The sequence below is a fragment of the Paramagnetospirillum marisnigri genome (assembly GCF_001650715.1).
Lineage (GTDB): Bacteria > Pseudomonadota > Alphaproteobacteria > Rhodospirillales > Magnetospirillaceae > Phaeospirillum > Phaeospirillum marisnigri.
On record NZ_LWQT01000120.1, the window covers coordinates 155,433 to 172,679 of the forward strand.

The 17,247-nt window shown below is 65.9% G+C and carries 16 protein-coding genes; 8 read left to right on the plus strand and 8 right to left on the minus strand.

Features of this window, described 5'->3' with window-relative positions; all coding sequences use genetic code 11:
- The first annotated feature begins 44 nt into the window (after positions 1 to 44).
- Positions 45 to 821, plus strand: coding sequence for an exodeoxyribonuclease III (gene xth / locus A6A04_RS20395; protein WP_082915102.1), 777 nt, complete (start codon positions 45 to 47; stop codon positions 819 to 821).
- On the opposite strand, the gene A6A04_RS20400 is transcribed toward xth, so the two are convergent.
- From A6A04_RS20400 to A6A04_RS20425, 6 genes are read right to left on the minus strand one after another with little or no spacing between them, the layout of a single operon-like run.
- Positions 814 to 1,941, minus strand: coding sequence for a TenA family transcriptional regulator (locus tag A6A04_RS20400; RefSeq protein WP_068495850.1), 1,128 nt, complete (start codon positions 1,939 to 1,941; stop codon positions 814 to 816). The genes xth and A6A04_RS20400 overlap by 8 nt on opposite strands.
- A gap of 10 nt (positions 1,942 to 1,951) precedes the next feature.
- The gene (locus A6A04_RS20405; protein ID WP_156612719.1) at positions 1,952 to 2,806 is read right to left on the minus strand and encodes a bacteriohemerythrin; all 855 of its coding nucleotides are present in this window, start codon (positions 2,804 to 2,806) and stop codon (positions 1,952 to 1,954) included.
- An 8-nt stretch (positions 2,807 to 2,814) separates the two neighbouring features.
- Positions 2,815 to 4,665 (minus strand): dihydroxy-acid dehydratase, encoded by a 1,851-nt coding sequence (gene ilvD / locus A6A04_RS20410; RefSeq protein WP_068495851.1) that lies wholly within the window; start codon positions 4,663 to 4,665, stop codon positions 2,815 to 2,817.
- Positions 4,666 to 4,671: 6 nt separating this feature from the next.
- Complete coding sequence (locus A6A04_RS20415; RefSeq protein ID WP_068495852.1) at positions 4,672 to 5,001, minus strand: hypothetical protein; 330 nt, start codon at positions 4,999 to 5,001, stop codon at positions 4,672 to 4,674.
- Positions 5,002 to 5,004: 3 nt separating this feature from the next.
- A complete protein-coding gene (locus tag A6A04_RS20420) occupies positions 5,005 to 5,685 on the minus strand; it encodes a haloacid dehalogenase type II (protein ID WP_068495853.1) in 681 nt (226 codons plus the stop codon).
- Complete coding sequence (locus tag A6A04_RS20425) at positions 5,682 to 7,652, minus strand: lytic transglycosylase domain-containing protein (RefSeq protein WP_245651322.1); 1,971 nt, start codon at positions 7,650 to 7,652, stop codon at positions 5,682 to 5,684. Before A6A04_RS20425 ends, A6A04_RS20420 begins: the two co-directional genes overlap by 4 nt.
- A gap of 196 nt (positions 7,653 to 7,848) precedes the next feature.
- On the opposite strand from A6A04_RS20425, the gene dapA reads away from it, so the two are divergent.
- Genes dapA through A6A04_RS20440 form a run of 3 tightly spaced genes read left to right on the plus strand, consistent with a single transcriptional unit; the run spans position 7,849 to position 9,876 of the window.
- Entirely contained in the window at positions 7,849 to 8,721 is an 873-nt protein-coding gene (dapA, locus tag A6A04_RS20430; RefSeq protein WP_068495855.1) for a 4-hydroxy-tetrahydrodipicolinate synthase, read from the plus strand.
- Positions 8,721 to 9,182 (plus strand): SsrA-binding protein SmpB, encoded by a 462-nt coding sequence (gene smpB / locus A6A04_RS20435; RefSeq protein ID WP_068495856.1) that lies wholly within the window; start codon positions 8,721 to 8,723, stop codon positions 9,180 to 9,182. Before dapA ends, smpB begins: the two co-directional genes overlap by 1 nt.
- 34 nt (positions 9,183 to 9,216) lie before the next feature.
- A complete protein-coding gene (locus A6A04_RS20440) occupies positions 9,217 to 9,876 on the plus strand; it encodes a sulfite oxidase-like oxidoreductase (protein ID WP_068495890.1) in 660 nt (219 codons plus the stop codon).
- Positions 9,877 to 9,881: 5 nt separating this feature from the next.
- On the opposite strand, the gene A6A04_RS20445 is transcribed toward A6A04_RS20440, so the two are convergent.
- Positions 9,882 to 12,473 carry a sensor histidine kinase gene (locus A6A04_RS20445; RefSeq protein ID WP_068495857.1) on the minus strand — a complete coding sequence of 864 codons (2,592 nt, stop codon included), beginning with the start codon at positions 12,471 to 12,473 and terminating at the stop codon, positions 9,882 to 9,884.
- 314 nt (positions 12,474 to 12,787) lie between these two features.
- Here A6A04_RS20445 and A6A04_RS20450 point away from each other — a divergent pair, with 314 nt between their 5' ends.
- A complete protein-coding gene (locus A6A04_RS20450) occupies positions 12,788 to 13,270 on the plus strand; it encodes a phosphatidylglycerophosphatase A family protein (RefSeq protein WP_068495858.1) in 483 nt (160 codons plus the stop codon).
- A complete protein-coding gene (locus A6A04_RS20455; RefSeq protein WP_156612720.1) occupies positions 13,267 to 13,764 on the plus strand; it encodes a CinA family protein in 498 nt (165 codons plus the stop codon). Before A6A04_RS20450 ends, A6A04_RS20455 begins: the two co-directional genes overlap by 4 nt.
- Here A6A04_RS20455 and A6A04_RS22030 read toward each other — a convergent pair.
- The gene (locus A6A04_RS22030; RefSeq protein ID WP_082915104.1) at positions 13,697 to 14,029 is read right to left on the minus strand and encodes a hypothetical protein; all 333 of its coding nucleotides are present in this window, start codon (positions 14,027 to 14,029) and stop codon (positions 13,697 to 13,699) included. The genes A6A04_RS20455 and A6A04_RS22030 overlap by 68 nt on opposite strands.
- A gap of 58 nt (positions 14,030 to 14,087) precedes the next feature.
- On the opposite strand from A6A04_RS22030, the gene A6A04_RS20460 reads away from it, so the two are divergent.
- Both A6A04_RS20460 and amaB read left to right on the plus strand, forming a co-directional pair.
- Entirely contained in the window at positions 14,088 to 15,755 is a 1,668-nt protein-coding gene (locus A6A04_RS20460) for a thiamine pyrophosphate-binding protein (RefSeq protein ID WP_068495860.1), read from the plus strand.
- Between the two features lie 3 nt (positions 15,756 to 15,758).
- On the plus strand, positions 15,759 to 17,246 hold the full coding sequence (gene amaB, locus A6A04_RS20465; RefSeq protein WP_068495861.1) for an L-piperidine-6-carboxylate dehydrogenase: 1,488 nt from the start codon (positions 15,759 to 15,761) through the stop codon (positions 17,244 to 17,246).
- The last annotated feature ends 1 nt before the right edge of the window (position 17,247 follow it).

The window sequence follows — 17,247 nt, forward strand, 5'->3', positions numbered from 1 at the left end:
GCGGCGGCTATGCTCCGCCGGAGTTGATCTCGGAGACGGAAGTCATGGCCCTGCGCATCGCCACCTGGAACGTCAACTCGGTTCGCGCCCGTCTCGCCAATGTGCTGGACTGGCTGGGCGAGGCCAAACCCGATGTCCTGCTGCTGCAGGAGATCAAGTGCCAGGACGACGCCTTCCCCCGCCTCGAGATCGAATCGGCGGGCTATCACTGCGTGGTGCACGGCCAGAAGAGCTATAACGGCGTCGCCATCCTGTCCAAGCGCCAGCCCGAGGACATCCGCATCGGCCTGCCCGGCGATGCGGGTGATGAACAGGCCCGCTATGCCGAGGCGACGGTGGAGGGCGTCCGGGTGGCCTCGCTCTACCTGCCCAACGGCAATCCGGCGCCGGGCGACAAGTTCGACTACAAGCTGGGCTGGATGCGCCGTCTGGTCGGCCATGCCCGCGCCCTGCTGGAGAGCGAGGTGCCGCTGGTGCTGGCGGGCGACTATAATGTCTGCCCCACCGACGACGATGTCTACGACCCCGTCAACTGGCAGGCTGACGCCCTGTGCCGTCCGGAAAGCCGGGCCTTGTTCCGCGAGCTACTGAATCTCGGCCTGACCGAAGCCTTCCGGGCGCTGCATCCCGACGAGCCGCGCCGCTATACCTTCTGGGATTATCAGGCGGGAGCCTGGCAGCGCGACCAGGGCCTGCGCATCGACCATCTGCTGCTGTCGCCCCAGGCCGCCGACCGGCTGATCGCCTGCGACATCGACAAGGCGCCACGGGCCAAGGACAAGGCCAGCGACCATACGCCGATCTGGGTGGAGCTTAGTTGAACGGCGTGGTTGTCGAGGTGCGATAGGCCTCGCCGCCCACCACCCGCTGGGGAGCAATCGTGGCGCGGGCGTGGCGCAGGGCTTCGATGATACGGACGTCGCTCACCCGATGGCGGTCTTCCAGCGTCACTTCGGGGCATTCCTCGCCGAAGACATGGCGATAGAGACCGCCCATCATGGCGGTACGCCCGGCCATCAGCATGTTGCAGGCGTTCTCCACCACCCCGCGATCCTCGGGACCGCGCATGTGCAGCGATGTCACCAGCATCACCGAGATGGCGTGCAGCACGTCATAGCGCACATGGGCGATGAACACTTCCAGATGGCGCGGCGTCAGGCCTAGGCCGTCGCGCTGGGAGACCCGGATCAGGCCGCCCAGCAGCAGGCTGAAGAATTCGGGGACTCCCCATTCCATGCCCAGTCCCACCGAGGCCAGGGCTTCCAGCGGCGTGAATTCTGGATGGCCGGCGACAAGGCGCTGGATCAGCACATTGTCGGCCACTTCGGGCAGCATGGCCACATCCTGGTCCTCGGGTGCCAGGCCCAAGCCCTCGAACAGTTGGCGATACATGACGATATGGGTCTTGGCCGCCAGCAGCCGCCCCAATTCGGGATAATCCTCAAGACCATGACTGCCGACGCCGTATTCATCGGCCACCAGTTGCGCCAGGGCGATCTGGGTCAGCTCGGACAGACGCTCGCCGCGATTGCCCTCGGCCAGGGCGGTCAGGCCGTGGAACCGGCCGATGGCCAGGGCCACGCATTGCCGGGTGTTCTTGATCTGGTTGAAATACTGGGTGGCGAAGCGCTTGACCTGCTCGGGGGTGATACGGCCCTCGAACACCCGCAGGAAAAAGGGATGGGTCCAGACCGGATGCTCCATCACATGGCGATGCAGGTGCAGGAACAACACGCCGAGATCGGCGGTCTTGCCCCGCCCCAGTTCGGCCAGGACGGTGCGCAGCGGCGAGGTCCCCTGCCCCATCTCGGCCAGGACCCGTTCGAAGTCGGCGCGCTGGCTGTGGATGAAGGCCGAAAGCACCGAGGCGGCGTCACGGTTCAGCAGATCGGGCAAGGGGTGGATGTGGTCCGGCAGCAATCCACGTTCATCCACCAGCATGCCGCAACTCCTAGCTTTGCGCCGGTTTGGCCGCCAGCCGCGACAGGCAGATCAGCAGTCCGCGCGCCGTCACAGGCTTTTCCATGAACTCATCCGCCCCCGCCAACAGCGCCAGATCGCGATTGATCAAGCGCTCGTGGCCCGACAGGATCAACACCGGGATGCTGGCCAGGCGCGGCGGCCCCTGGCGCAGCCACTTCACCAGATCCAGACCGCTATCGGCGCCCACATGCCAGTCGGTGATCAGCAGGTCCACCGCCCGCTCCACCAGGGCCGCCTTGGCGGCGGCCACGTCATTGACGACATTGACCCGGTTGATGCCGACGCTGCCCAGGATGGTGATAAGGATTTCACAGAAGTTCAGATTGTCGTCGACCAGCAGGATGTCGAGACTGCGCAGGTCGCGGGCCGAGTCACGGCGGCCCGGCACCACCATATCGACCTTTTCACCGGCCTGCCGCGCCCCGGCATGGCCCACCAGCCAGGCCCGGTAGCTCATATCGGTGGTGCAGATGTGGTTGACCAGCCAGTTGTTGAGGAAGCTGAGGCATTCCCTCGCCCGCACCGAACTGGGGTTCTCCTCGTAGCGGGCCTTGATGGACGCGACCTGCTCGGCGAAACCGTGATGGGTGCGCTGGTGCTGCTCCAGTTGCGGGCAGCGGCTGGCGCGCATCATCCCTTCCTCGCGGGCGAAATGATGGGCGGCGTACTCCTCCAGCGCCCCCAGCACGGTATAGACCGCCACATACTCTTCCCGGTCACCGATGGAGCGATGCAGAAGATTGATAAGACCGATCAGGGTCTTATGATCCTCGTCCAGCATCGGCACGCCGACGCTCATGGACTCGCTCCAGGTGATGGTCATGGGCCGTCCTAGGATTCCAGTTTAGACACGTCGCGCACCGCGCCACGGGCCGCGCTGGTGGTCATGGCGGCATAGGCCTTCAGGGCCGAGGACACCTGACGATCGCGTCCCACCGGCTTCCAGGCGGCCTTGCCCTTGGCCACCATGGCCTGTCGCCGCGACTCCAACTCCGCCTCGGACACCCGGATGGCGATCAGACGCTTGGGAATGTCGATATCGATGATGTCGCCGGGCTGAACCAGACCGATGGCGCCGCCCTCGGCCGCTTCCGGCGAGACATGGCCGATGGACAGGCCCGAAGTGCCGCCGGAAAAACGCCCATCGGTGATCAGGGCGCAGTCCTTGCCCAGGCCCATGCTCTTCAGATAGCTGGTGGGATAGAGCATTTCCTGCATGCCGGGGCCACCCTTGGGGCCTTCATAGCGCACGATCACCACGTCACCCGCCTTGACCACGCCGTCCAGGATCTTGGCCACCGCCTCATCCTGGCTTTCACAGATGACGGCGGGGCCGGAGAAGGTCAGATTCTTGTCGTCGACGCCGGCGGTCTTCACGATGCAGCCGTCCAGGGCCAGATTGCCGAACAGCACCGCCAACCCGCCATCCTTGGAAAAGGCGGCTTCGGCCGAGCGGATCACGCCCTTGGTCCGATCGGCGTCCAGGCTGTCCCAGCGTTTGGACTGGCTGAAGGCCTCGGTGGTGCGCACCCCGCCGGGGGCGGCGCGATAGAAGGTCTGCACCGCCGGATCATTGGTGCGGCTGATATCCCACTTGTCCAAGGCGGCGGCCATGGAGGGGGCATGGACGGTGCCGCAATCGCGGTTGATCAGCCCGGCCCGGTCCAACTGTCCCAGGATGCCGACGATGCCACCGGCACGATGGACATCCTCGATGTGGACGTCGGGAACATTGGGCGCCACCTTGCACAGGCAAGGAACCCGGCGCGACAGGCGATCGATATCGCCCATGCGGAACTCCACCTCGGCCTCCTCGGCCGCCGCCAGCAGATGCAGCACGGTATTGGTGGAACCGCCCATGGCGATGTCCAGCGTCATGGCGTTCTCGAAGGCCGCCTTGGTGGCGATGGAGCGCGGCAGCACAGAGGCGTCGTCGCCCTCATAGGCGCGCTTGGCCAGATCGACGATCAGGCGTCCGGCTTCCAGGAACAGTTCCTTGCGGTCGGCATGGGTGGCGACCACGGTGCCGTTGCCGGGCAGGCCCAGGCCCAGCGCCTCGATCAGACAGTTCATGGAATTGGCGGTGAACATGCCCGAGCACGAGCCGCAGGTGGGGCAGCTTTCCCGCTCATAGGCCAGAGCCTCCTCGTCGGAGACATTCTTGTCGGCGCCCTTGATCATGGCGTCGATCAGGTCGACGGCGTGGGTGGTCCCCTTAACCGTCACCTTGCCCGCCTCCATGGGACCGCCCGAGATGAAAACGGTGGGAATGTTGAGGCGCAGGCTCGCCATCAGCATGCCGGGCGTGATCTTGTCGCAATTGGAGATGCAGACCATGGCGTCGGCGCAATGGGCGTTGACCATGTACTCCACCGAATCGGCGATCAGTTCGCGACTGGGCAGCGAATACAGCATGCCGGAATGGCCCATGGCGATGCCATCGTCGATGGCGATGGTGTCGAATTCCTTGGCGACGCCGCCCGCCTTTTCGATCTCGCGCGCCACCATCTGCCCCAGATCCTTGAGATGGACGTGGCCGGGCACGAACTGGGTGAAGGAATTGGCGATGGCGATGATGGGCTTGCCGAAATCCGCATCCGTCATGCCGGTGGCGCGCCAGAGGCCGCGCGCGCCGGACATGTTGCGGCCATGGGTGGAAGTGCGGGAGCGATAGGGAGGCATGGCGGTCTAACCTCTGATCTTCTCGGGATGGGCAATACCCAGGCGTTCGGCCTCGGCGTCGAAGGCTTCCCGATAGATGGGGAAGGCTCGGGTCTTGGTCACGGTCTCGCCGGTACGGGAATGAACATATTGAGTCCGTTCCAGCAGGGGATGGGCGGATTTATCCGGGCAGGCATCCCCCTCGGCGATCAGGGCCTTGATCTGGGCGGTCAGACCGGCCACATGGCAGGAATCGATATCGGCCTCGGCCTGAAGCTCCTCGACCTCGCGGCGCAGTTCCTCGATTTCCGCTTTCAAGGCTTCGTTCTCGGCCTGCAGTTCTTCCAAGTCGTCCAAGTTTCACACTCCCAGAAGCGCGGGCAGATCGGCCAGGGTGGCGATGGTCGCCGCCGTCCCGCGCGGCAGATTCTCGGCGCGGGCGCCGGTCCGGTTGATCCAGACCACCTGGAAGCCGGAGCGCGCCGCGCCATGGACGTCCCAGGCATTGCCCGAGACGAAGCAAACCGACTGGGGCGAGACCTGGAACCGGTCGTTGACCAGCTTATAGACCGCCGGTTCGGGCTTGAACACCCCCGCCTGCTCGACGCTCAGGAGGGCGTCGAGGGCAGGGCCGAGCCCGGCGGCGCGAACGCCCTCATCAAGCATCTGGCGGGTACCGTTGGACAAGATCGCCGTCTTGATGCCCGCAGCCCGCAGCCGCAACAAGGACGAAGCCACGTCGGGATACATGGCGGGCTCCAGCCAAGCCCGCATCAGGCGGGTATGCAGGGCGCTGTCATCCAGGCCGAAATGGGCCATGGCCTCATCCAGGGCCTCGCCGGTCACCAGCCAGAAATCGGCCTTTGTCACCACCTGAGGCGGCAGCCAACTGATTTCCAACTGTCGCTTGCGCCAAAGCTTCAGCAACGGTTCCGCCCTGTCGCCCAGGTCGGGCCGGAAGCGCTCCACCATGGCCGACAGGTCCATCAGGGTTCCATAGGCATCGAAGACGCAGACCCGGACCGAACCGGGCGTAATCATCGGTTCGCCTCGGCGGTGCGCCGGGCCCAGCGCTTCAGGTCGGCTTCCAGATGGGGACCGGCGGGCTTGCCCAGCCTGCGGCGGTAAACCGCGACGCTTTCCATCACCCGCTGCACGTAGTTGCGGGTCTCGCTGAACGGGATCAGCTCGATCCAGTCGATAACGTCCACCTTGGCGTCACGCGGGTCGCCATATTCCCGGATCCATTTGCGCGCGCGGCCCGGCCCGGCGTTATAGGAGGCCAGGGCCAGGATATAGGAACCCTCGAAATCGTTGAGGAGGCTGCCGAGAAAAGCCGAACCAAGGCGCACGTTGAAATCTGGATTGTCCAGCTTGTCCACGTGATAGGGCAGCTTGAGCGACTTGGCGACGCGGACGGCGGTGGCGGGCATCAGTTGCATCAGGCCACGCGCTCCCACGGGAGATTCCGCATCGCTCATGAAGCCGCTTTCCTGGCGGATCAGGGCCAGGACCAGGGCCCGCTCCGGCCCATCCTCGGAGGTGGCCCAGCTGGGGACCGGCCAGCCAGCCTCCAGCAGGGTGACACCCTCGCGATCCGACCGCCGGGCCACCGTCAATGCCAGATCATCGCGGCCGCCGCGGGCGGCCAGACGGGCCACCAGCCCGCGTTCACCGGGGGTATTGACGATGTCGTTGAGCCGGATGAAGAAGGCACGCAGTTGGTCCTCGACCCCCAACTCGATCAGCAGCTTGGCGGCGGCGACCACGTCGCGGGATTCGAAGCGGGCGGTGTCCTCGGCGGTGGGCAAGGGCTCATCGGGCAGCGGCCAGTGATGGTCGCCCAGCTTGGAGGCCCCCAACTGGCCGTAATAGGTGGTGGAGTAGCGCGCCGCGCGAGTGTACCAGTCGCGGGTCTTGGCATCGCCTCCGGCCTCGCTCGCCCGTCCCGCCCAATAGGCGGCGCGGGCGCGCGAGATGGGGTGGCTGGCCCAGTCGTACAGCCGCGAGAAATGCATGGTCGCGGTTTCGCGATCATCAAGGAAACGCAGCGCGATCCACCCCGCCAGGAACTCGGCGTCCACATACTGGCTTCCGCCTTCCAGCCCGTGGTCGGCGGCGCTCTGATAGGCCCGCGAGACGTGCCCCTTCTGCAAGGCGCGCCGCGCCAGGATGGCGCGTTCCTGCCACCACAGATCGGGCCGAACCTTGTTGCGCGAGGGATGGCGCAGCAGGTCCACCGCCTCGTCGTCCAACTCCTTCTGGCGGCGCCAGCGCACCCGCTCGTAGATCAGGCCGGGATCGTCGCGCAAAGCGGCGGGCACCGCGTTGATCAGCGGCTCCGGATTGGCCTTGCCGCTTTGCAGGGCGAGGCGGGCCTGGGCCAGGGAGCGATGGCCGGGATCGACCTTGAGGATCATGCGCTGGACCGAGGTCTCCTGCCGGTCCCACAGCAAGCGGTCCAGGCGGCCCCAATGGTCCTCGTAGCGCAGATATTCGCCGAAGAAGCCGAGATACTGCTTTTCCTGCAATGCGCCGAAACTGAGATTGACCCAGGTGTCGCGCACCACCTTGACCGCCTGCTCGGTCCGCCCGGCGGCGAACAGGGCGCGGGCATAGGCACCTCCACCATCGGCCGTGGTGGGGGGATGATGGTCGAACCACCCCAGAACCTGAGCCGTGGGCGTGGCGGCCGTGATGGATTCTTCGGCCCGCCGGGTCATCTGGCTCATCAGCGGCCAATCGGGATTGGCATTGATGAAAGCGGTCAACTGGGCGAAATCGGCATCGGAACGGCCCGAGACATAGGCCATCCAGGTCACCAGCAACGGCGCCACCTTGACGCGGGACTGGCGGGCGAGCCGCAAGGCCTCGTCGAACCGGTCCTTCTTGGCGGCGGCAACCGCCTGGCGGGCAAGCCCCAGGTCACCGGAAATGGTCTGGGCCGAGGCCGAGGGGCCAACCAGCAGGCCGACGGCGAGAAACAGGGCAACGAGAAAAACCTTCACCGGCGACAACCCCGACATGGCGGCAATTCGAGCCGGTCATATTAGAGGCCCAAGGGAATGCCTTTCAAGCTGAACCCGGCATCACCGTGCGATTTCCAGCCGGAACCGGCGCTGCCGACCGCGGCCGATCTTGCAGGCGAAACCGGTTAGGGCTAATGTCCCTGCTCTTTTGCAACCTCTTTCGTGGATAGCCGCCATGTTCAAGGGATCGATCACCGCCCTCATCACTCCGTTCCGTGACGGAAAGGTGGATGAAAAATCGTTCCAGGACCTGGTGGCGTGGCAGATCGCCGAGGGCACCCATGCCCTGGTCCCGTGCGGCACCACCGGCGAGTCGCCCACCCTGTCCCATGCCGAGCATCATCGGGTGGTGGAATTGTGCATCGAGGCCGCCAAGGGCCGGGTGCCCGTGATCGCCGGAGCCGGGTCCAACTCGACCGAAGAGGCCATCGACCTGTCCCGCCACGCCAAGAAGGCCGGTGCCGACGCGGTATTGGTGGTGGCACCCTATTATAACAAGCCGACCCAGGAAGGCCTGTTCCGGCATTACGAAGCCATCGCCAAGGCCGTGGACATTCCCATCATCGTCTACAACATCCCTGGGCGCTCGGTGGTGGATATCAGCATCGACACCTTCCAGCGGCTGGCCGCCCTGCCCACCATCGTGGGCGTCAAGGATGCCACCGGTGATCTGGTCCGCCCGCTGCGGGCCCGTCTGGCGCTCGGCCCGAACTTCTGCCAGTTGTCGGGCGAGGACGCCACCGCCATCCCGTTCAACGCCCAGGGTGGTGTCGGCTGCATCTCGGTCACCTCCAACGTGGCGCCCAAGCTGTGCGCTCAAATGCAGAACGCCTGGGCCGCGGGTGATCTCAAGACCTGCGCCGCCCTGAACGAAAAGCTGATGCCGCTGCACGACGCCCTGTTCTGCGAAACCAGCCCGGCACCGGTCAAATACGCCGCCTCGCTGCTGGGCAAGTCGACCCCGGACGTGCGCCTGCCGCTGGTTCCGGCCTCGGACAATGCCCGGAAGCGCGTCGAGGCCGCCATGAAGGCGGCCGGGTTGATCTGATGGTCCTTCCCGGCCATATCGCCGCCCAGAACCGCCGCGCCCGCCACGACTATTTCATCGTGAGCGAGATCGAGGCCGGGATCATGCTGGTCGGCACCGAAGTCAAGTCGCTGAGGATCGGCAAGGGCAATATCAACGAAGCCTTTGCCGGTCCCATGCAGGGCGAGTTGTACCTGTTCAACGCCTATATTCCCGAATACCAGTCCAAGATGCCGTTCCCCCACGAGACCCGGCGGCCGCGCAAGCTGCTGCTGCATAAACGGGAAATGGCGCGGCTGATGATGTCCATCGCCAAGGACGGCATGACCGTGGTGCCGCTGGACATTCATTTCGCCAATCGCGGCATCGCCAAGGTGCAATTGGGGCTGGCCAAGGGCAAGAAGCTGCACGACAAGCGCGAGGCCATCAAGGAACGCGACTGGAATCGCGACAAGGCCCGCCTGATGCGTGACAAGGGCTGACCATTCCGCGATCCGTTCCCATATGGTGGGAACCATGAGCATCGAAGACGATCCTCCGCCGCCATCCAAACTCAGCCGTGCCAAGGAAGAATGGGCAAGAGCCCGTCGCGGCCTGAGCGGCCAGCCCCCCTCGCCCGCCCGTCCGCGCCTGCCTCCCGGCCAGCGTGAAACAGCCGACTTTCCGGTGCTGGATCTGGGGGATCAGCCCAATCTGTCGGTCAAGGACTGGAGCCTGTCGGTCGGCGGCCAGGTGGAAACCCCCATCCGTTGGGATTGGCAAACCTTCCTGGCCCAACCCCAGACCGAAATCGTCAGCGATATCCACTGCGTCACCACCTGGTCACGCTACGACAACCTCTGGGCCGGTGTTTCCGCCCGTCATCTGCTGGCGATGGCGCGCCCCCGCCCCGGCGTCAAATTCCTGCTGCTGCGCAGTTTCGACGGCTATACCACCAATCTGTCGCTGGAGGACTTCGGCGACGAGGATGTGCTGCTGGCCCATTCCTGGCAGGGCAAGCCGCTGTCGCGGGAGCATGGCGGCCCGGTGCGGGTGGTGGTGCCGAAGCTGTATTTCTGGAAAAGCGCCAAGTGGCTGCGTCACATCACCTTCTCGGATCGTGACACCCCAGGATATTGGGAATTGCGGGGATATCACGACCGGGGCGATCCCTGGGCCGAGGAACGTTACAAGTAGCGGTCCTACTCACCCGCCTCTTGCATGGGCTCCGAGGAGGATTCAGTGCGGCTGGGAAGGTGGACGGTCACGGTGGTTCCGCGCCCCTTGTCGCTGTCGATATCCAGGCTGCCGCCATGGAGTTCGACGAAAGCCCGCACCAGCGGCAGCCCCAATCCCGTCCCTTCGTAGCGCCGCCCCAAGCCGCTGTCCACCTGACGGAAGGGTTGCAGGGCCACCACGACTTCGTCCGAACTCATGCCGATACCGGTGTCGCTGACCGTGAAGCGGGCCACATCGCCCTCCATGCCCACCGTAAGCTCCACGACCCCGCCCTTCGGCGTGAACTTGACCGCGTTGGACAACAGATTGACCAGGATCTGCAGCAGTCGGCGCCGATCGGCGCGGATGGCGGTAATGGGGTCCACCACCGTGCGCCGCAGCGTCAGCCCCCCCATGGCGGCGCGGGTTTCGACGATGCGGATCGCCGCGGCCGAGACCTCGGCCACATCCACCTCCGAAACATGGAAATCCATCTTTCCCGCCTCGATGCGGGCGATGTCGAGGATGTCGTTGATGACCTCCAGCAGATGTCGCCCGGAACTGAGGACATCCTGGACATAACCCTTGTAGCGCGGCTCGCCCAGCGGCCCGAACATCTCGGAGGCCATGACCTCTGAAAAACCGATGATGGCATTGAGCGGCGTACGCAGTTCATGGCTGACATTGGCCAGGAAGTCGGTCTTGGCCCGATTGGCGATTTCCGCCTGCTCCATGGCCACCGTCAGTTCCCGCTTGGCCCGGACATGCTCGGCGATCTCGGCCTTCAACGCCTCGGTCCGCTGCTGGACCCGGCGTTCCAGGCTTTCGTTGACGATATGCAGCAGCCGTTCCGCCGCCACCCGTCCGGTGATGTCGGCGCCATACAGGTTCACCACCCCGGTCTCGGGCAGCGGCACCAGATACAGCGACAGAACCCGCTCGCCCAAGGTGATTTCCACATCGCGCCGCAAGCCACTTCGCAGCACCTCGGCGAAGATGGCGACCCAGGAGTCCGGCAGGCGCTCCCCCACCTCAACCTTCCAGAACTCCAGCAGCCCGGCGGCGGCAGGATTGGAATGGGTCACCACCCCATTGGAATTCACCCGCAGGACCGGATGGGGGTTCTGATTGGGGAACTGGGAGAAGGTTTCCATGGCCTCCTTGGCGCGCCCCTCGGCGGTGGCATCGCGCACCAGCATGAGGCCGGCATCCACCTTGCGGGCCAGCAAGACCTCGAACAGACATTCATCCTCGCCCTCACCGACCTGGACCAGGGATTCCCCCCGGGTCCTCGCCCGAACAAAGGGATCCAGGCCCCCGACCCGCTTGGCGAACTCGCTCATGACCGAATTTTCGGAGACGGCCCCTTCCGGGCCGATGCGGATCACCCCCACCCCCATTTCCTCGGTAACCGCCTGCAGCAGCCTGAGACGGGAATTCTCGGTCTCAAGCGCCATCTGCTCGGTCAGCAGGCGCACCTTCTGCACCTCCTCGCGCGCCAGGGCCAGACGCGAACGATCAACCTCGCCAGCCAGATGCCTGACGGCCGATTCCAGATCGTCCAACTCGTCACCGCCCTTGGCCGCCAGGGTCCCCTTGGCACCGAAGACCCTTTCGCCGATGGACGTGATCCGTCGCCGCGACTGCTTGATCCGCCAAGTGACGTAAAGCGATCCCCCCAGGAACACTCCCAAGGTCACCAGGGTCAGGGCGGTACGGTGGCGACGTTCCAGATCCACGAATGGCACGCTGAGCGAGGCATGCCGATCGCTGGTCGCCAATATGCTGAGCAGCGCCACCTGGGACGGCCCCTCGCCATCCGAGCGCAACAGATAGGGTGAACTGGCCAGAAGCGAGGGTTGCAAGGCTGATATCGACGTGCCGGGGCCAAGGGCGCCCGGATCGGAACTGACCAGTATCCGGCCACTGCTGGTGTCGGAGAACGCAACCGCGAATCCGCGATCGAGATAGCTTCCCAGGGTTGTCCGGATGAAACCTTGGGTCAGTCGCGACACCAGGATGATCCGCCCGGAACCAAGCGTATCCCCGACCGAGACGATCATGGGCTGGCCGTCAACCAAGATGACGCTGGCCTTGGATGACGGCTTGGCCTTGCGGGCTTCGGCCACCAGTCCGTTGGGGACCATCGCCGCTTCCAACCGCCAAATCTGCCGTGTCTGTCCCTCCCCATCAGCGAGCAGGATGAAATCCACCGGCGGAAAGGTCCGCCGCTCGATCGTGCCAGGAAACCATGGCGGTTCGCCATTGGCGACGACAGGGGGGGCCGTGGATGGCGTCATCCTGGGAATGGCATCGCGCTGGGCCGCCAAGGTCTGGCCAAGCAATGTGGCAAAGGACTGATGGGAGCGGAGCAGGGTATCGACCCGCAAAATGTCGCGCGCCGACTTCTGTTCAACCCGCTCGACCAGCTGACGATCAATCAGCCCGGCCAATTCATGGCCGTGCAGAATGTCCAGCCCCCACCATAGCAGGCCGTATAAAACGACTCCACCCACCAGCAACCGGGCGGTCAGACTGGGTTTTCCCATGCTGCGGCCTGCCTTCTGTTCGGCCATGGGCTGGTCCTGCTCCTCGACGGCTAAAATTGCCGATCCAACGTCAGACATCCTGGGAGAAATTCGCTCGAACTCGAGCCGGAAACCAAAAGTATAAATATGCAATCCTTCGTATGAGACACTTCAAAACATAAGCGTCCCATTAATTAGCACTAGCATCACATATTATCCCTTGGCTGTCCATAATACGCATAGTGCAAGATAGCGGTTGCAGCCATGGACAGTGGACATGCTTGAAATATTGACGTTCGTCACAAGGTTGTCCCACTGCCCCGGCATGGTAAACTCTTGCCGTACTGAAGCGGGAGACATAGTTGGCTTATCGTCGCGATGGAATCGGGGGCTGGCATCCCGCCACTGTTATCGCCACCTGGTTCGGTGTCGGATTACTGCCCAAGGCCCCGGGAACCTGGGGCTCCGCCGCCGCCCTGCCGCTCGGCTGGTGGATCATGACCCAGGGGGGAGCGCCGCTGCTGCTGGCCGCCGTTCTTGTGTGCTCCATCGTGGGATGGTGGGCATCGGCGGTCTATGTGGCCCGCACCGGGGCTCCCGACCCCTCCGAGGTGGTGGTCGACGAAGTCGCCGGGCAATGGCTGGTGCTGAGCGCCGCGCCGCTCGATCCCCTGTCCTTTGCCGTGGGTTTTGCCCTCTTCCGCCTGTTCGATATCTGGAAGCCCTGGCCGGTTCGGCTCGCCGACCAGAAGATCGGCGGCGGCCTGGGAGTCATGCTCGACGACATCGCCGCCGGGCTTTACGGCCTGTTGGGCATGGCGGCGTGGCGGCAGGTGTGGTCATGACCCCCGCCCTGCTTGATCGTGCCGTTCAGGTTTTTGCCGCCTGCGAGACCGCCGGAAAGATGGTCGCCACCGCCGAATCCTGCACCGGCGGTCTGGTGGCGGCGGCGCTGACCGCCATCGCCGGATCGTCCAGCGTGGTCGATCGCGGCTTCGTCACCTATTCCAATGCCGCCAAGACCGAGATGCTGGGCGTCCCGGCCGATCTCATCAGTGCCCAAGGCGCCGTCAGCGAGGCGGTGGCCCGTGCCATGGCCGAAGGCGCCATCGCCCACTCCCATGCTGATCTGGCGGTGGCGATAACCGGCATTGCCGGTCCGGGCGGTGGCAGCGCCGACAAGCCGGTGGGGCTGGTGCATTTCGCCCGTGCGGTGCGTGGCGGCCCCACCCTGCACCGGGCCGAGGTGTTTCCGGGCGATCGCGCCGAGGTCAGGCTGGCGGCGGCGCTGCTGGCGCTTGATCTGCTGCTCGCGCCGCCAGGGCCGAACGCAGGATAGCCAGGGGCACCGTGGGGCCATCGGAGACGATGCGGCTGTCACCCCGCGCCAGCAAGGCGTAAGGAAACACGCCGCTGGCGCCATAGCCCAGATGCAGGTGCCAGTCCGGCAGAGCTTCGGCCACCAGGGCGCGGGCATCCTCCACCGAGGCGGTATAAGCCCGTGCCTTCAGGGAAAAGTCATCGGCCAGGATTCGGTCGATCTCAGCTTCGCTGCCCCCCGCGGCCCAAAGTCGCCGTTCCAGCTCCTCCCACTCCCCTGTCATCGCTTGGCCGCCCATATGGTAGACTCACCGGGCAAGACCATAGCACAAGGACGCCGTCATGACTCCCTCCCGTACCGGCGGTGAATTGCTCGCCGACGCCCTGATCCTTCATGGCGCCGATACCGTGACCTGCGTCCCGGGGGAAAGCTTCCTGCCCTTCCTCGATGCCGCCTGGGACCGGCGCGACCGCCTCAAGGTCCTGGCCTTCCGCCACGAAGGCGGCGCGGCTTACGCCGCCGAGGCCATGGGCAAGCTGACCGGACGCCCCGGCGTGTGCTTCGTCGGGCGCGGCCCCGGCGCCACCCATGCCTCGGTGGGGGTCCATACCGCCTTCCAGGATTCCACCCCCCTGGTGCTGCTGGTGGGTCAGGTGGACCGCCCCAACCGGGGCCGCGAGGCCTTCCAGGAGGTGGAACTGCGCCAGATGTTCCTGCCCCTGGCCAAGCGGGTGGAAGAAATCACCGACGCCGCCCGCCTGCCCGAGGCGGTGGCCCGCGCCTTCGCCGCCGCCCTGGGAGGGCGCCCCGGGCCGGTGGTGCTGATCCTGCCCGAGGACGTGCTGGCCGAACGGGCCAAGGTCGAGGATGTGGGGGCGCTGCCCATGGCCCTGCCCCATCCCGGCCCGTGCCGCATGGACAAACTGGTGGAATTGCTGGCCAAGGCCAAACGCCCGCTGGCCGTCGTCGGTGGCGGCGGCTGGAGCCAGGAAGCCGGAACCCTGTTCGAGAAATTCGCCGAACGCTGGCACATCCCGGTGGCCGCCGCTTTCCGTCGCCAGGACATCATCGACAACCAGTCGCCGGTCTATGTGGGCGAGTTGGGCTATTCGGTGGCGCCCAGCCTGGCGCGGCGGGTCAAGGATGCCGACCTGCTGCTGGCGGTCGGCACCCGACTGGGCGAGGTCGATACCGGCAACTATACCCTGGTGCATGCGCCCAATCCGGCCCAGACCCTGATCCATGTCTTCCCCGAGGCCGAGGAACTGGGGCGGGTCTATCGACCGGCCCTGGCGGTGGTGGCCGCCATGCTGCCCTTCGCCCGCCGGGTGGCCGAACTGGCGCCGCCCCATGACTTCGCCTGGGACGACTGGACCGAATCCGCCCGCTCCGACCATCTCGCCAACCGGGTGCCCGGCCCCTGCCCCGGCGCGCTCGACATGGGCAAGGTCATGGCCGCGCTGGAGAGCCGCCTGTCCGACGACGCCATCATCTGCACCGGCGCGGGCAACTATACCGGCTGGCCCCAGCGCTTCCACCGCTTCCGCCGCTACGGCACCCAATTGGCCCCGGCCAACGGCTCCATGGGCTATGGCCTGCCCGCCGCCCTGGCGGCCAAGGCCCGTTTCCCCGAGCGGCAAGTGGTGGCCTTCGCCGGGGACGGCTGCTTCCTGATGACGGCCCAGGAACTGGCCACCGCCAAGCTGCATGGGTTGGCCCCGCTGGTGATCGTCATCGACAACGGCATGTACGGCACCATCCGCATGCACCAGGAAGCCAGCCATCCCGGCCGCACCCTAGCCACCGATCTGGCCAATCCCGACTTTGCCGCCCTGGCCCGCAGCTTCGACGGATGGGCCGAATTGGTGGAGCGCACCGAGGACTTCGCCCCGGCGCTGGACCGCGCCCTGGCGGCCGGACGCCTTGCCCTACTCCATCTCAAGCTTGATCCCGAGGCCATCACCACCCGCACCACCCTGTCGGCCATCCGGGACAAGACGAGGCCTTAAATCATGAATATCCGCGAGTTGCTGAACCGTCTTGGGGTTCCCCGGTCATCAGGCCGGATCACGGCCCGCTCTCCCATCGACGGCTCGGTGATCGGCTCGGTGGCGCCGACCCCGGACGTCAACCATGCGGTTGACGCGGCGGGCGACGCCTTTATTCGGTGGCGACGGGTACCGCCCCCCCGGCGGGGCGAACTGGTCAGGCTGCTGGCCGAGGAGTTGCGCGCCGCCAAATCCGATCTCGGTCTGCTGGTCACGGTGGAGACCGGCAAGATTCTCCAGGAGGGCCTGGGCGAAGTCCAGGAGATGATCGACATCTGCGATTTCGCCGTGGGCCTGTCGCGCCAGCTCTATGGCCTGACCATGGCCACCGAGCGGCCCGAGCACCGCATGATGGAAACCTGGCACCCCCTGGGGCCGGTGGCGGTGGTGACCGCCTTCAACTTTCCGGTGGCGGTCTGGGCCTGGAACGCCGCCCTGGCCCTGGTCTGCGGCAATCCGGTGATCTGGAAGCCCTCGGACAAGACCCCGCTCTGCGCTCTGGCGGTGCACGCCCTGGTCGAGCGGGCGGCGCATCGCCTCGGCGGCATTCCGGCGGGCCTGTGTCAGGTGGTGTTCGGCGGCGCCCGAACCGCCGTCGCCCTGGCCGACCATCCCGGTATTGCCCTGCTGTCCGCCACCGGCTCCACCGCCATGGGCAAGGCGCTGGCGCCAAGGGTGGCGGCCCGGCTGGGGCGGTCGCTGCTGGAGTTGGGCGGTAATAACGCTGCCGTGGTCTGCCCCTCGGCCGATCTGGATCTGACGGTGCGCGCCGTGCTGTTCGCGGCGGTGGGCACCGCCGGACAGCGCTGCACCACCCTGCGGCGCCTGATCGTCCACAATTCCATTCGCGCCGATCTGGTTGACAGGCTGAAAACCGCCTATGCGTCCCTGACCCTGGGCGACCCGCGCGAGGCCGGAACCCTGGTGGGGCCACTGATCGGGCGTCCAGCCTTCACCGCCATGCAATCGGCGCTGGAGGCCGCCAGGAGTGCAGGCGGCGCCGTCCATGGCGGCGGCCGGGTCATGGTCGGCAACTGGGCCCGGGCCTGGTACGCCGCCCCGGCACTGGTGGACATGCCCGGCCCCTCGCCGCTCATGGCGACCGAGACCTTCGCCCCCATTCTTTATGTCACCGGCTTCGACACCCTGGACGAGGCCATCGCCGCCAATAACGGCGTGCCCCAAGGGTTGGCCTCGTCCATCTTCACCCGCGATCTGGGCGAGGCGGAAACCTTCCTGTCGGCCTGGGGCAGCGATTGCGGCATCGCCAATGTCAATATCGGCCCATCGGGGGCCGAGATCGGCGGCGCGTTCGGTGGCGAGAAGGACACCGGCGGCGGCCGCGAATCCGGTTCGGATGCCTGGCGGGCCTATATGCGCCGCACCACCAACACCATCAATTTCGGCACCGAATTGCCCCTGGCCCAGGGCATCCGTTTCGAGACGCCATAGG